A 13,411-nucleotide genomic window follows, 5' to 3' on the forward strand; every position below is an offset into this window, starting at 1 on the left:
TGCCCGGGCAGGGCTTCCCCGGTGGACCGAGGGCGCTCAGCCGAGCGGCACCGGCTCGGGCAACCCGACGGGCCAGGTGTGCACCGGCTCCCCCGCGTGCATCAGGTCGGCATAGCGCCGGGTCGTCGCGGCGAGGGCCGCCTCACGGCCGAGTCCCTGTTCCAGAGCCCGGTGGAAGGTGGCCGCCTGCCAGGACGCCCCGTTGACCCGGCGCCGGCACCGCTCCTCGATGACGCCCAGGTAGAAGTCCCGGTCGGCTGCTTCCAGGCCCCACGCGTCCAGTCCCGCCGCGGCCAGCGGCAGCAGCTCGTCGCGGACCAGGGTGACCGCGTCGACCTCGCCGGTGCCGCCGTAGCGTCCCCGCCGCGGCCACACGAAGCGCGCGTCGATGCCGTACCGGCACGCCGCGTCGAAGTTGGCCTCGGCCACCGCGAAGGGAATCCGGGTCCACATCGGCCGGGACTCCTCGGCGAGGGCGCGCACCAGGCCGTAGTAGAACGCCGCGTTGGCGATCACGTCGGTGACGGTCGGCCCGGCCGGCAGCACCCGGTTCTCCACGCGCAGGTGCGGCACGCCGTTCGCGATGTCGTAGACGGGCCGGTTCCAGCGGTAGATCGTGCCGTTGTGCAGGACGAGTTCGGCGAGCCGGGGTACGCCGCCGGCGTCCAGGACCTCCAGCGGCTCCTCGGCGTCGCAGATCGGCAGCAGGGGCGGGAAGAAGCGCAGGTTCTCCTCGAACAGGTCGTACACGGAGGAGATCCACCGTTCGCCGAACCAGATGCGCGGCCGCACCCCCTGGGCCTGGAGTTCCGGCGGGCGGGTGTCGGTGGCCTGCAGGAACAGCGGCACCCGGGACTCGCGCCACAGCTCGTGCCCGAACAGGAAGGGCGAGTTGGCGCCGACGGCGATCTGCGCGGCCGACGCCACCTGCGCCGCGTTCCACACGTCGGCGAAGCGGGCCGGCGTGACCTGGAGGTGCAGCTGCACGGACGTGCACGCGGCCTCGGGGGCGATGGACTTGGAGGTGCGCGTCAGGTGCTCCACCCCCTCGATGTCGAGGACGAAGTCCTCGCCGCGGGCGGCCACGATCTGGTCGTTGAGCAGGGTGTAGCGATCCGCCTCGGAGAGGTTGGCGGAGACCACGTCGTCGGGCTCGAGCGTGGGCAGAATGCCGATCATCACGATCCCGGCGTCCACCTCGCCGGCCTTCCGGTCGGCATACGCCAGGGAGGTGCGCAGTTCCTCGGCGAGCCGGTCGAATACGCGGCCGCCCAACCGGTGTGGGGCGATGTTCACCTCCAGGTTGAACCTGGCGAGTTCTGTTTGGAAATCGCGGCTCGCGATGCGCTCCAGCACCTGCCCGTTCAGCATTTTCGGCATGCCGTCGGGGCCGGCGAGATTCAACTCGATCTCCACACCCATGAGGTTCTTCGGGCGGTCGAACCGCTTCTCGACCAGCAGCCGCTCCAGTCCCGCCAGACACTTTTGGAGCTTTTCGCGGTAGCGCTGGCGATCGGACAGGTCGAACTGCCCTGCCACGACCTTCTCCCCCATCGAAGTGTCCCTCCTCGGATGGGCGGGCCGCAGATCCGGCCGCCGGGGTCCCGGGTCAGGTGGGATGATGCCCAGCCGAAGCGATCGATAACGTCCCGTGCGGGCCCGACACCCGCTACTCTGTCGAATGTTCCCCGCGGCACATTCACGGGGCATGCCGCAGTACGCATCTTCGGGTTCCCAGCCCGCCTCGTGAAAAACGCCGACGACATTCGGCCGACCGCGATCGCGGTGTATTCCGAGGTCAGCAGCGCCTTCCCGGACCGGAAATCGGGATGATTTACGCGAACCATCGGCTGAATGACCCCTTGCCGGGCCAACCGGAATCCGGTAGACGAAACATCGTCTGAACACGTGTCGTATAACCTTGCGAACAAGGCCTAAGGTTGGTGCCCGCGGTCCCGGTTCCCGTCATGATTCCTGCCGCCGAAGTGACGGGCGGCAGGCTTCAGCCGCACCCTCGTTCACCGATCCGGGCCCCCACCTCTCAGGCCACCTGTGAGCAGACAGCGCCGTCCGCCCCACCCTCCCTCGCGCCGCCGCGCCTGTCGAACGAGAGGCGACCCACCATGCCGCTGCATGTCCCCCTTGCACCCGCGCCCGCCCTGCGCTCCGTCCTCACGGCCCTCGGTTCCCCCACCGCGGTCCGTGAGGCCCGAACTCCCTCCCTGCGTGCCGCGCAGGGTCCCGCGACGCCCGAACTGCCTCTTCCCGTGCACGTGTTGGACCGGATCACCGCGCAGGGCCTGTCCGCGACCCGGCTGGCCGGGTGGCGCTTCCTGATACGTTGCGGCGACCGCTCGGTGGCCGCGGCCGACACCATGCTCACCCCGGACGGCTGGGCCTTCTCGCACTTCTTCGAGGGCCCCTACATCGTCTCCACCGAGCGAGCCCTGCAGCAGGCCGAGGCGCTGCCGCAGCCGTACCAGCCGCGTCTGCTGTCCGTGCCCGGCCTGTACATGCTCACCCTGTGGCTGCACGGCGAGGTCGCCGCCGAGGCCGCCGAGGGTCATCCGGCCGCCACCGACCTGCTGATACCGCTGGCCCCGGCGCCGCCCGGCATATCGGCGCACCGGCCCTGCCGGGTCGCCGAGCTGCTGCCGGTGCTGACCCATCGGGCGACTCCCGTCCCGCTGCTCGGCTCACCCGCCTGAACGACGCCCGCGTACCCCGCTGCCCGGAAGGGAAGCGGGGTACGACTGTTTTTGCCGGGATGTGAATACTTTTCCGGGGCTGCGGCGCCCCACGGGAATAGAATGCGCTCGTACGAGCAATTACCTGCTCCGACGAGCCGAAAAAGGCTCTCTTGCGTACGGACTAGTCCTAACCGGCCACCCCGAACCACCCAAAGGGACAGTGCAGTTGGAATGAACCGTCCACGTGGGTGACGCGTCATGAACCTGTGAGAAGCGGTGCTGCGAAATCCCTGCGGAATGACGCCCAGAGGGCAACACTGGGTTCCGACCGACTATCACCACGGGGGACGAAGATGACCAAGACCGAGCGAGAGATCCCACCCATGTGCCAGCACCAGCCACCGTGTCCGCCAGCCGAGTCCGCCGACCGGGAGTCCGCCCGCCTCGTGGCGCACCACCCGGAGCAAGGGTGGAGCCTGCTGTGCAACGGCGTCCTGCTCTTCGAGGACACCGGTGAGCTGCTGCCCGACGGCCGTGTCATCGCCCCGCACCGCCCGCTCGGTGCGGAACAGGTGATGACCGCCGCCTGAGCAGCACCCCGGGCGGTCCGCCGCACCGCCCGGTGACCCCAAGGGGCCGGCCGCACGCTCACGGTGCGCACCGGCCCCGACGTGTGTCCGGGGGTGGCTACGGTCCGTAGCCGAGCGCTACCGCAGCGCCTCCCGCAGGTGCAGGCCGGCTTGGGGTTCAGCTGCTCGTCCCAGGGCAGGGCCGCACCCTCGCCCGGGAAGAAGGCCGGTGTCCAGGAGTACTTGTCGGTGTGGTCCCAGATCGTCACGCCCACGCAGCGGCGCACGGCCAGGCAGGCCGCGGTCAGGTCCCGGTACCGGTCCGCCTGCTCGGCGAGCTTCTGCGCGGTCGCGGGCAGTTGCATTCGTACGTCGACCTCGGTGAGGGCGGTGTCGAGGCCGAGGCGGGAGAAGCGGCGGAGGTGAGTCTGAGACGCGTGCTCTTCTTGGGCATGGTGCGACTCCTGTCTCTCGAAGGGTGTGCTCGGCCGGCGTGATCAGCCGGAGTGATCAGCCCTTGGTGGCGCCGGCGGTGAGGCCGCCGACGAGCTGGCGCTCGGCGACCGAGTAGAAGGCGAGGGCGGGGACCATGGCGAGCACGAGGTAGGCGAAGACGCGGGCGTAGTCCGAGGAGTACTGGCCCTGGAACTGCTGGACGCCGATGGGCAGGGTCCACCACTTGGAGTCGGTGAACACCAGCAGCGGCAGGAAGAAGTTGTTCCAGCTGGTGACGACGGCGAGGACGGAGACGGTGCCGAGCGCGGGCCGCGCCATGGGCAGCAGCACGCGCCAGAAGAACCCGAACGAGCTGCAGCCGTCGAGGGTGGCCGCCTCCTCCAGCTCACCGGGGATGTCCCGGAAGAAGCCGCGCAGGATGATGATCGTCATCGGCAGCCCGAAGGCGGCCTGCGGAAGGATCACGCCCAGCGGGTTGTCCAGCAGGTCCAGAGAGCGCAGCAGCAGGAACAGCGGCAGGGCGGCCACCGCGAAGGGGAACATCAGCCCCATCGTGAACACGGTGAACAGCACCTCCCGCCCGCGGAAGGCGAACCGGGCGAAGGAGAAGGCTGCGAGCGCGGACACGGCCACCACGAGCACGGTCGTGCCCACCGCGATCAGCGTGCTGTTGCCGACCAGCCGCCAGAAGTCGCCCGAGCCGAGGATGCCGCTGTAGTTCCCGGTCAGCCAGTGCTCGGGCAGTCCGAACGGGTTGCTGGACAGCTCGTCGGTGGACTTGAAGCCGGAGAGGACGGCGTACACCAGGGGTACGACCATCACCGCGCCGACGGCCACGAGCATCAGGTGCAGCGGCAGGGTGCGTGCGCTCTTCCGGGTCACGAGCCGTCTCCCCTCATCGTCGTGGTGGCCCCTTCGAGGTCGCGGCGGAGCACGAACCGCTGGTAGGCGAGGGCGAAGACGAGGCAGATGCCGAACATGACCACGCTGATCGCGCTGGCGTAGCCGACCTGGTAGCGCTTGAAGCCGAACTGGAACATGGTCACGGCCATCGTCTCGGAGTGGTGGTCGGGGCCGCCCTGGGTGACCACCCACACCAGGTCGAACAGCTGGATGGACCCGATGACGGACAGGAAGACGCTGATGCGCAGGGTGGGCGCGAGCAGCGGCAGGGTGACGTTGCGAAAGCGCTGCCAGGGGCCCGCGCCGTCGATCAGTGCCGCCTCGGTCAACTCGGCCGGAACGGCCTGGAGTCCGGCCAGGTAGAGCATCATGTGGAAGCCGAAGTACTTCCAGGTCATGACCAGGAACAGGGTAGCCATGACGTAGGACGGATCGGCGAACCACTCACCGCCCAGTCCGTCCAGGCCGATGCTGCCGAGGACATGGTCGGCGAGGCCGTCGCCCGGGGCGAAGACCATGCTGAACAGCACGCCGGTGATGGCCTCGGACAGGACGTACGGCGCGAAGAACAGCATCCGGTACACGGCCCGTCCGCGCAGCCGCTGGTTGAGAGCCACGGCCATGGCGAGCGCGAACGGCAGCTGCAGGACGAGGGACAGGACGACCAGGACCAGGCAGCGCCACAGGTCGCCCAGGAAGACCGGGTCCTGGAAGAGCCGGGTGAAGTTGTCCGTGCCCGTGTAGTCGGAGGGCATGCCGAAGCCGCCCCAGCGGAAGAAGGCGGCGTACAGCGCGAACAGCATCGGCAGCAGCACCAGCGTGATGAACAGGACCAGTGCGGGGACCTGGAAGCCGACCGCGGTGAGCCAGTTCTGGGTGCGCCGCCGCGTCCGCCCCCGGGCCGAGGTGGCGGCCGGGGACGGCACGGCGACGTCGGGACCCGACCGCTTGTCCGGGAGGAAGGTGGAGGTCATCGCCGGCTACTGCTCTTCCTTCGCGGTCTTGGTGATCGACTGCGCGGCCTGCTCGGGGGACTTGGAGCCGGCGATGAGCGCGGCGACGCTGTCGTTGACCTCCTGGCCGACGGCGGGCGCGTACGCCTGGTCGAGGTAGAGCTGGAAGCCGGTGGCGCCCTTCAACTGCGCCTGTACGGCCTGGGTGTTGGGGTCGGAGATGGCGCTCTCGGCGGCCGGGACCACCGGAAGGGTGCCGGTCTTCTTGACCAGTTCGGTGTCCGTGCTGGCCGAGGCGAAGAACTTCAGGAAGTCGACGGCCGCCTGCGGGGCACCCTTGCGCAGAGCGTGCCCGCCGCCACCGCCGAACACCTCGGTGATGGCGCCCTTCCCGCCCTCGACCTCGGGGAACGGGAAGAAGCCGAGGTTCGGGCCGAGGCCCTTGCCCGCGTCGGCCTCCACGACCGGGGCCCACTGGCCCATGAGTTCCATGGCCGCCTTGCCGTTGCCGACGGTGGCGGCCTGCCCGGTGGGCGTGGAGTAGGCCGCCCCGAGGAACCCCTTCTGGAACGGCTGGAGCTGGACCAGGTCCTTGAGGTGCTGCCCGGCCTCGACGAACCCGGACCCGGTGAAATCCTTGGCGTCGTCGGCCTTCTGCAGGGCGTCGACGCCGGCGGTGCGCATCGCCAGGTAGGCCCAGTAGTACATGCCGGGCCACTTCTCCTTGCCGGCGAGGGCGAGGGGGGTGATGCCCTTGGCCTTCAGCTTGCGTACGGCGTCGAGGAAGCCGCTCCAGGTGGTCGGGGGCGCGCTGATGCCGGCCTGCTTGAAGAGCGCCTTGTTGTACCAGAAGCCGATCATGCCGATGTCGAACGGGATGCCGTACAGCTTGTCGTCGAGGAGGTACGGCTGCCGGGCCACCGGCAGGAGTCCGTCGGCCCATGGTTTGGTGCGGTCGCTGAGGTCCTCGACCAGGCCGGCGTCGACCTGCTGCTTCAGCACGCCGCCGCCCCAGGTATGGAAGATGTCCGGCAGCTTCCCGGAGGCGGTCAGTGCCGTCATCTTCGACTTGTAGGCGTCGTTCTCCAGCTGGACGATCTTCACCTTGACCTTGGGGTTCTTGGCCTCGAACTGCTTGGCGAGGCCGGCCCAGACGGTCTTGGTGGGCTCGGTGGTCGAGATGTTCCACCACTCGATGGTGGTCGTCCCCGAGGACGACCCTCCGTCCGAGTCGCCGCCGCAGCCGCTGAGTGCGGTCACACCGAGACCGGCGGCGACGGAGGCCGCCAGGAAGCCGCGGCGGGACAGTGCAGGGTCGCCCATCATGCGCTCCTTCGAAACTTTCGGAGTTGCTTCGGAGAGGGTCCCGACAAGAGAAAGCGGGGCCCACCGCATGCCGCCGGATCGTTCACCGCATCCCGGTGGGCCGAAACATTCGCTCAGATTCCCGAACGTTCCGAACCGCGACTCTAGGAAGGCGCGTTGGGAGCGTCAAGATGTCGTGCAGCAGGTCGCGGACTCGTAGTCGAACCAGTCGAAGGCCGCACTCCCCTCGGTGACGTACATGCCGAGGACACGTCCGGTGAAGCCACCGGCCACCTCGGTGGAGAGATAGCGGCCGTCCAGTTCGGCCAGTCGAACGATCCCCTCGGAAGTTTCGATCGAGAAAGCGATGCTGTCGGGTCCGCTCATCGGTGCGGGCGCCCGGGTCGCACGGATGTCCAGGGCCAGGGTGACCGGGCCCGCGGGCACCGGTTGGGCGGCGATCCGCTGCCGCACCGGCCCGATCCGTACGACCACGGCGGCTTCGCCCCCGCCCACTTCGAGGTCGTAGTGATGGGCCTCGTCCAGCCGGACGGACAGCCCCGAGCGCGACGCCGGTCCGGGGTCGAGCAGGACGGCGGCCCGGCAGTCGGGGTGCTGCTGGCGGCGGCCGACGAAGGTGTCCAGGCCGGTCGAGGCTGTCGCCGGTGGCCGTCAGAGTCAGCCGGCCCGGCCGCTCGGTCAGGGACCAGCAGCCGTCGGGCCGGCGGCGCGGGGAGATCCAGTGCGGTGCGAGGATTCGGTCGGTGAAGTCGTCCCGGACGGGCGGCGGTTGGAGGGGCGCCCAGGCGGCCGGTGCCGGATGCCGTTCCCGCAGCGGCCCCACCCGGGGCCGGCCGTCCACCCACTCCACCGGCACCAGGAAGGACTCCCGGCCCAGGACGTGGAACTCCGGGAAGCAGCGGTGCGGCCGGGTGCCGAGCAGCACCATCCACCAACTGCCGTCGGCCGCCTGGACCAGGTCGGCGTGGCCGGTGCACTGGACGGGCAGGCCGGTGCCGCGGTGGGACAGCAGCGGATTGCCGGGCGCCGGTTCCCAGGGGCCGCGCGGGGAGCGGGCGGGGGCGGGGGCGGCCGAGACGCCGTGGCCGAGCGCGGTGCCGCCCTCGGCGAGCAGCAGGTACCACCAGTCGCCGTCGGGTACAGGTGCGGCGCCTCGGGGTCCCGCAGACCGGTGCCGGACCACATCGGCAGCGGCCCTTCGAGCACCTTCCCGCTCCGCGGATCGATGCGGGCCACGGTGACCCCGGCCATCGCGCACCAGCACTGCCCGTCCTCGTCCCAGGCGAAGTCGGGGTCGATGCCGGGCAGGCCGATCCAGACCGGGTCCGACCAGGGGCCCTCGGGGCGTTCAGCGGTGACGCGGAAGGTTCCGCCGGCGCCGACGCAGGTGGTGACGACGTGGAAGAGGCCGTCGTGGTGCCGGATGGTCGGCGCATAGCCGCCGCCGGAGGCCGGCACGTCGTCGGGCAGCGCCAACTGCCTGGGCCGGTCGAGGACGTTGCCCATCTGACGCCAGTGCACCAGGTCCCGGCTGTGGAACAGCGGAAGACCGGGGAAGTACTCGAAGCTGGAGCACACCAGGTAGTAGTCGTCCTCCACGCGGCACACGCTCGGGTCGGGATGGAAGCCGGGGAGGACGGGGTTGTCGTACGTCGGCATGTACGCCTCACAGGTGATCGAAAGTTTCGAACCTGGCGGCGAATCTTATTGGGGCCCTACGGTGGGGCTCAGGCGGACGGAGCAACTGCAAGGCCCGGGCGGGCCGGCCGGCGAGGGAGGGAAGACCGGCCCGCCCGGGAGTCCGGTGCGCGGCACAGTGCCGTCGGACGAGCTGGCGTCAGATGTCGGACGCGGTGGTGTCAGACGCCCACGTCGCGGCTGCGCAGGTCGGCGAGCGACTCTCGGCGGACCAGCAGGCGGGCCCGGCCGACGTGTACGGCGACCACGGGCGGGCGGCCGACCAGGTTGTAGGCGGAGGCCAGCTCCAGCTCACCGGCCGAGCAGACGTCCAGGCCCAGGCCCTCCTCGTCCGTCCAGCGGACCATGGCCCGGCACAGGAACGCCTTGGCCGCGTGGAGGACTTCGGCCTCGGGGAAGGCCTGCCGGTAGGTACGGCAGCGCTCGCGCACCTCGCCCTCGTCGAGCACGTAGACGGGGGTACCGAACCGGTCCGCGATCTCGGCGAGCGGGACCCCGCCGACGGCCAGGTCGCCGGGGCGGGACTCGGTGGCCGAGGCGGGCCAGACGGACAGACCGGCGAAGGCGGCGGGGGCGGCTGCTTCGTGCAGGGTGGTCATCGGGTGCTCCCCTCGGTGACCCGGAAGGCCGGGAGCGGGATCGTCCGGGCGGCGGGGGCGGGGGCCGGGGCCGAGAACGTGGGGTCCACGGTGAGGGCGGGGACGCCGAGCGGTGCGGTCAGCGCGCGCAACGCGGGCTCGGCGAGGCGGATCCACGGCTGGTCGGGGCCCAGCGTGTCGCCCAGGAGGCGGGCGGACGTGAAGGCGACGGCCGTGCGGCCGCGGAGGGGGGTGCGGAACAGGCGGGCCGTGCACCCTGCGGGTCCCGGCCGGACGGGGACGAACAGGGGTCCGGCCGGGGTGCGTTCGGAAGGCTCCGGGTCGCCGCCGCAGACGAGTTCGGGCATGGGTTGCCTCCTGGGAGGAACGTGCTGGCCTTGAGCGCCCCGGACGCGGGGAGGCGGACCGGGGCTGCCCCGACGCTATGCCCGGCCGGGCCGGTGATCCGATCCCTCATGACGCGACACTGACGGCGAACGGGCCGACACTGACGGGTTGCTGACGGACGCGGCCACCGGACGTACCGGAGCCGTCAGGAACCTGCCAGAAATGGCTCCCGTCGGCTGGTCGAATCGCCTGTACGGGAGTGGGATGGAAGAGAAGCCCTGTACGCGGGCCCACCCGCGGGGGTCGCCCGCGGGCATGCGTGAGGAACGGTGGAGCCATGTCCGGTTACGACGCCTCGGCGGCCGCCCGCGTGGTGGTCGGGGTGAGTGGTTCCCTGGGCAGCGTCACGGCCCTGCGCCGGGCCGCGGCGCTGGCCCGGCGACTGGGTGCGGAGCTTTGGCCGGTGCTGGCCTGGGAGCCGCCCGGCGGCGATCCCGCCGCGCGCCGCTCCCCCGCCACCGGTCTGCTGGTCGAGCAGTGGCAGCGGCTGGCCAAACAGCGGCTGGCCTCCGTGCTCGAGGAGATCTTCGGGGAGGACGGGCCGGGGGTGCCGATGCACGCCGTGATCGTCCGTGGCACTCCGGGCAGGGCGCTGGTGGCGACCGCCGACCGCGACGACGACGTACTGGTCGTGGGCGCCGGCCGGCGCGGCCTGCAGCGCGCCTTCTCGGGCCGCGTCTCCCGGCACTGCCTCGCACACGCCGACTGCCCGGTCCTCGCGGTACCGCCGTCGCCGCTGGAGTCCGACCTGGTGTCCGTCCACCGCCGCAACGCCTGGCATCTGCGCATGGACACCCGGGGCCTGTGAGGGCGCTGCGCACGCGTCAATGGGCGCGTCAAGACACACCGCCGGGCCGTCAGGGTCCCGTCAACATCCGGCACGGCCCTGCCCCACCAGGCTCTCCGCTCCCTACCGTCGAACTCATGGAGCACCGCGACGACACCCGCTCCGAGGTGACGGTCCCGCACCCGCACAACACCGGTGCCGTGGTGTACGACCGCCAGTGGACCTCGGACCTGTACAGCTCGGCCCGCTGCGCGGCCGTGCTGCTGGGCATGCTGCTGCTCGTCGACCTGGCGGCGGGCACCCTCACCTGGTGGCGCTCGGCCCTGTGGATCTCCCTGGCCCTGCTCCTGTTCCTCGTCCTCTTCCCCGCCCGCGTCTCGGCCGGCGAGGGCTGGCTGGCCTCCCGCCGCATGCTGCGCACCCGCCGGGTCCGCACCGACCGGCTGGTCGCAGTACGCCCGCTGGACGGCGTCGCGAAGCGCCTGGTCCTGCGCGACACCCTCGGCGCCCGCGTCGAGATCGACCCCGCGGTGCTCCTGCGCAATCCCGACCTCTGGCTCCGTCTGACCGAGGCGGCCCACACCTCGGAGACCTCCGGCACCCTCCGCTCCGGCACGACGGCCCTGCACCAGCTGGCCGAACGCATCGACGGGGAGACGGCACTGATGGTGTTCAAGGCGTCGGGCCTGGAGTAGCGAAGGCGTCGAGGGGTGCCGGCCCACCGCGGGTACGCCCACTCGCTGCGGCTGCGCTTCCGCTGTCCGCGGGGCAGCATGGAGGTGTCGTACGAGATGACGCTGGGTGTCCGACCCGGAGGTCACGGCCGTTCCTCCCCCATACAGTGCAACGCGTGCCGTCGGCCTGCGGGCCTCCGCTTCTTGACGTGTCACCTCCTCCCGTCGGGTCTTTCTTAACGCAAGATTGACGCCTCCAGGCCCCGGATCCGTGGGCCCAGGCGTCACTCTCTGCTTACGCTGGTGCCGCCGTCCGCGTGATGGCCGGAATCAGCTGAGCCGCACACCAGGAGCACGCCGATGGCCACGACCGAGCACCCTCCTCCCAGTCGCCTGCGCACCTGGATGCTGGAGGGGCTGTCCGACATGGGCAAGCACGCCCGCCCCGAAGCCCAGCCGGAGCCCGCGCACAAGGGCCAGCGCTGGTACCGGGTGATGTGCCTGACCGGTGTCGACTACTTCTCGACCCTCGGCTACCAGCCGGGTATCGCGGCACTGGCGGCCGGTCTGCTCTCGCCCATCGCGACCATCGTGCTCGTCATAGTCACCCTGGCGGGTGCACTTCCTGTGTACCGCCGGGTCGCAGAGGAGAGCCCGCACGGCGAAGGCTCCATCGCCATGCTGGAGCGACTGCTGTCCTTCTGGAAGGGCAAGCTCTTCGTCCTGACCCTGCTGGGCTTCGCGGCCACCGACTTCCTGATCACCATCACCCTCTCCGCCGCGGACGCCTCCACGCACCTCATCGAGAACCCGCACCTGCAGAGCACGCTGCACGGCCAGCAGATGCTCATCACCCTGCTGTTGGTCGCGCTGCTCGGCGCCGTGTTCCTCAAGGGCTTCCTGGAGGCGATCGGCGTCGCGGTCGCCCTGGTGGTGGTCTATCTCGGACTGAACGCCGTGGTCGTGGTCGTCGGCCTGTGGCACGTCCTCACCGCCGGCCACGTGGTCACCGACTGGACCAGCGCCCTGACCACCGAGCACGGCAACATCTTCGCCATGATCGGCGTGTCCCTGCTGGTCTTCCCGAAGCTCGCCCTCGGCCTGTCGGGCTTCGAGACCGGCGTCGCCGTCATGCCGCACGTCCAAGGCGACGAGGGCGACACCGAGGAGCGGCCCGCCGGCCGGATCCGGGACACCAAGAAGCTGCTGACGGCCGCAGCGCTGATCATGAGCGTCTTCCTGATCGCCACGAGCTTCATCACGACGGTGCTCATCCCGGCGGACGAGTTCAAGTCCGGTGGTCAGGCCAACGGCCGCGCGCTGGCCTACCTCGCGCACGAGTACCTGGGCAACGCCTTCGGCACGGTCTACGACGTGTCGACGATCGCCATCCTGTGGTTCGCCGGCGCCTCCGCCATGGCCGGGCTGCTGAACCTGATGCCGCGCTACCTGCCCCGTTACGGCATGGCCCCGCACTGGGCCCGGGCGGTGCGCCCGATGGTGATCGTCTTCACGCTCGTCGCCTTCCTGGTGACCTGGATCTTCGACGCCAACGTCGACGCGCAGGGCGGCGCGTACGCCACCGGCGTGCTGGTCCTCATGTCCTCCGCGGCGATCGCGGTGACCATCGCTTCCCGCCGGGCCGCGCAGCGCGGCTGGACCATCGGCTTCGTGGTCGTCTCGGCCGTCCTCCTTTATGTGACCGCTGCGAACGTCGTCGAGCGCCCGGACGGTGTGAAGATCGGTGCCTGCTTCATCGTCGGCATCATCCTGATCTCGCTGGCCTCCCGACTGGCCCGCGCCTTCGAGCTGCGCGTGACGCACGTGTCCATGGACCCGATGGCGGAACGATTCGTCCGGGACATGGCCAGCCGCAAGATCCGGTTCATCGCCAACGAGCCCGACCGGCGCGACAAGGCCGAGTACCGCGACAAGATCGAGCAGATCCGGGCCGACAACGAGATGCCCGAGCAGGAGGACTTCGTCTTCGTGGAGGTCACGGTCACCGACCCCTCCGAGTTCGAGGCGGGCCTGACCGTGCGTGGCGAGGTCCTGCACAACCGCTACCGCATCCTGACCCTGGAGTCCTCCTCCATCCCCAACGCCCTCGCCGCGATGCTCCTCCACGTCCGGGACATGACGGGCTGCACCCCGCACATCTACTTCGAGTGGACCGAGGGCAACCCGTTCGCCAACTTCCTGCGCTTCTTCCTCTTCGGGCAGGGCGAGGTCGCCCCGGTCACCCGTGAGGTGCTGCGCGAGGCGGAACCGGACCGCGCCCGTCGCCCGCGCGTCCACACCGGCTGAGGCACACCCGCGGTCACGTCAGATCCCTCGGGTCAGGGAGACGGCAGTCGTACCGGGCCGGG

The 13,411-nt window shown here is 70.5% G+C and carries 10 protein-coding genes and 3 pseudogenes; 5 read left to right on the forward strand and 8 right to left on the reverse strand.

The genetic code is table 11. The features are described 5' to 3' along the window. Window positions 1-36: 36 nt before the first annotated feature. The gene (locus ACFY3C_RS43510) at window positions 37-1,554 is read right to left on the reverse strand and encodes a glutamate--cysteine ligase (protein ID WP_386579677.1); all 1,518 of its coding nucleotides are present in this window, start codon (window positions 1,552-1,554) and stop codon (window positions 37-39) included. 569 nt (window positions 1,555-2,123) lie between these two features. Here ACFY3C_RS43510 and ACFY3C_RS43515 point away from each other — a divergent pair. Beyond that, the gene (locus ACFY3C_RS43515) at window positions 2,124-2,708 is read left to right on the forward strand and encodes a hypothetical protein (protein ID WP_389186358.1); all 585 of its coding nucleotides are present in this window, start codon (window positions 2,124-2,126) and stop codon (window positions 2,706-2,708) included. A 365-nt stretch (window positions 2,709-3,073) separates the two neighbouring features. Beyond that, a complete protein-coding gene (locus tag ACFY3C_RS43520; RefSeq protein ID WP_041665012.1) occupies window positions 3,074-3,280 on the forward strand; it encodes a DUF5999 family protein in 207 nt (68 codons plus the stop codon). A gap of 143 nt (window positions 3,281-3,423) precedes the next feature. On the opposite strand, the pseudogene ACFY3C_RS43525 reads toward ACFY3C_RS43520, so the two are convergent. From ACFY3C_RS43525 to ACFY3C_RS43555, 7 genes and pseudogenes are all read right to left on the reverse strand, one after another. Further along, window positions 3,424-3,693: pseudogene (locus tag ACFY3C_RS43525) on the reverse strand (endo-1,4-beta-xylanase); the annotation flags it as partial. A gap of 76 nt (window positions 3,694-3,769) precedes the next feature. Beyond that, window positions 3,770-4,558, reverse strand: a complete 789-nt coding sequence (locus tag ACFY3C_RS43530) for a carbohydrate ABC transporter permease (RefSeq protein ID WP_386579853.1) — start codon at window positions 4,556-4,558, stop codon at window positions 3,770-3,772. A 35-nt stretch (window positions 4,559-4,593) separates the two neighbouring features. Beyond that, window positions 4,594-5,592, reverse strand: a complete 999-nt coding sequence (locus tag ACFY3C_RS43535; protein WP_390774860.1) for a carbohydrate ABC transporter permease — start codon at window positions 5,590-5,592, stop codon at window positions 4,594-4,596. A gap of 6 nt (window positions 5,593-5,598) precedes the next feature. Further along, complete coding sequence (locus ACFY3C_RS43540; RefSeq protein WP_390774880.1) at window positions 5,599-6,894, reverse strand: extracellular solute-binding protein; 1,296 nt, start codon at window positions 6,892-6,894, stop codon at window positions 5,599-5,601. A gap of 168 nt (window positions 6,895-7,062) precedes the next feature. Then, window positions 7,063-8,556 (reverse strand): annotated as a pseudogene (locus ACFY3C_RS43545) (glycoside hydrolase family 43 protein). Window positions 8,557-8,813: 257 nt separating this feature from the next. After that, window positions 8,814-9,194 (reverse strand): annotated as a pseudogene (locus ACFY3C_RS43550) (diaminopimelate decarboxylase); the annotation flags it as partial. Next, window positions 9,191-9,541 carry an SAV_915 family protein gene (locus tag ACFY3C_RS43555; RefSeq protein ID WP_390774861.1) on the reverse strand — a complete coding sequence of 117 codons (351 nt, stop codon included), beginning with the start codon at window positions 9,539-9,541 and terminating at the stop codon, window positions 9,191-9,193. The gene ACFY3C_RS43555 and the pseudogene ACFY3C_RS43550, both read right to left, overlap by 4 nt. 317 nt (window positions 9,542-9,858) lie before the next feature. Between ACFY3C_RS43555 and ACFY3C_RS43560 the strand changes: the two genes are divergently transcribed. The 3 genes from ACFY3C_RS43560 to ACFY3C_RS43570 all read left to right on the forward strand — a co-directional run bounded on the left by ACFY3C_RS43560 (window position 9,859) and on the right by ACFY3C_RS43570 (window position 13,349). Then, window positions 9,859-10,389: a universal stress protein gene (locus tag ACFY3C_RS43560; RefSeq protein ID WP_390774862.1), complete on the forward strand. Its 531-nt coding sequence runs from the start codon at window positions 9,859-9,861 to the stop codon at window positions 10,387-10,389. 116 nt (window positions 10,390-10,505) lie between these two features. Further along, entirely contained in the window at window positions 10,506-11,063 is a 558-nt protein-coding gene (locus tag ACFY3C_RS43565) for a hypothetical protein (protein WP_390774863.1), read from the forward strand. Window positions 11,064-11,402: 339 nt separating this feature from the next. Continuing rightward, a complete protein-coding gene (locus tag ACFY3C_RS43570) occupies window positions 11,403-13,349 on the forward strand; it encodes an amino acid transporter (protein WP_390774864.1) in 1,947 nt (648 codons plus the stop codon). The last annotated feature ends 62 nt before the right edge of the window (window positions 13,350-13,411 follow it).

The organism is Streptomyces sp. NPDC001410, from assembly GCF_042895235.1.
Lineage (GTDB): Bacteria > Actinomycetota > Actinomycetes > Streptomycetales > Streptomycetaceae > Streptomyces.

Coding starts and splice junctions, on each gene's coding strand:
- ACFY3C_RS43510 (WP_386579677.1), bottom strand. CDS start 1,554: ATGGGGGAGAAGGTCGTGGCAGGGCAGTTCGACCTGTCCGATCGCCAG.
- ACFY3C_RS43515 (WP_389186358.1), top strand. CDS start 2,124: ATGCCGCTGCATGTCCCCCTTGCACCCGCGCCCGCCCTGCGCTCCGTC.
- ACFY3C_RS43520 (WP_041665012.1), top strand. CDS start 3,074: ATGTGCCAGCACCAGCCACCGTGTCCGCCAGCCGAGTCCGCCGACCGG.
- ACFY3C_RS43530 (WP_386579853.1), bottom strand. CDS start 4,558: ATGCTCGTGGCCGTCGGCGCGGTGATGGTCGTACCCCTGGTGTACGCC.
- ACFY3C_RS43535 (WP_390774860.1), bottom strand. CDS start 5,592: ATGACCTCCACCTTCCTCCCGGACAAGCGGTCGGGTCCCGACGTCGCC.
- ACFY3C_RS43540 (WP_390774880.1), bottom strand. CDS start 6,894: ATGGGCGACCCTGCACTGTCCCGCCGCGGCTTCCTGGCGGCCTCCGTC.
- ACFY3C_RS43555 (WP_390774861.1), bottom strand. CDS start 9,541: ATGCCCGAACTCGTCTGCGGCGGCGACCCGGAGCCTTCCGAACGCACC.
- ACFY3C_RS43560 (WP_390774862.1), top strand. CDS start 9,859: ATGTCCGGTTACGACGCCTCGGCGGCCGCCCGCGTGGTGGTCGGGGTG.
- ACFY3C_RS43565 (WP_390774863.1), top strand. CDS start 10,506: ATGGAGCACCGCGACGACACCCGCTCCGAGGTGACGGTCCCGCACCCG.
- ACFY3C_RS43570 (WP_390774864.1), top strand. CDS start 11,403: ATGGCCACGACCGAGCACCCTCCTCCCAGTCGCCTGCGCACCTGGATG.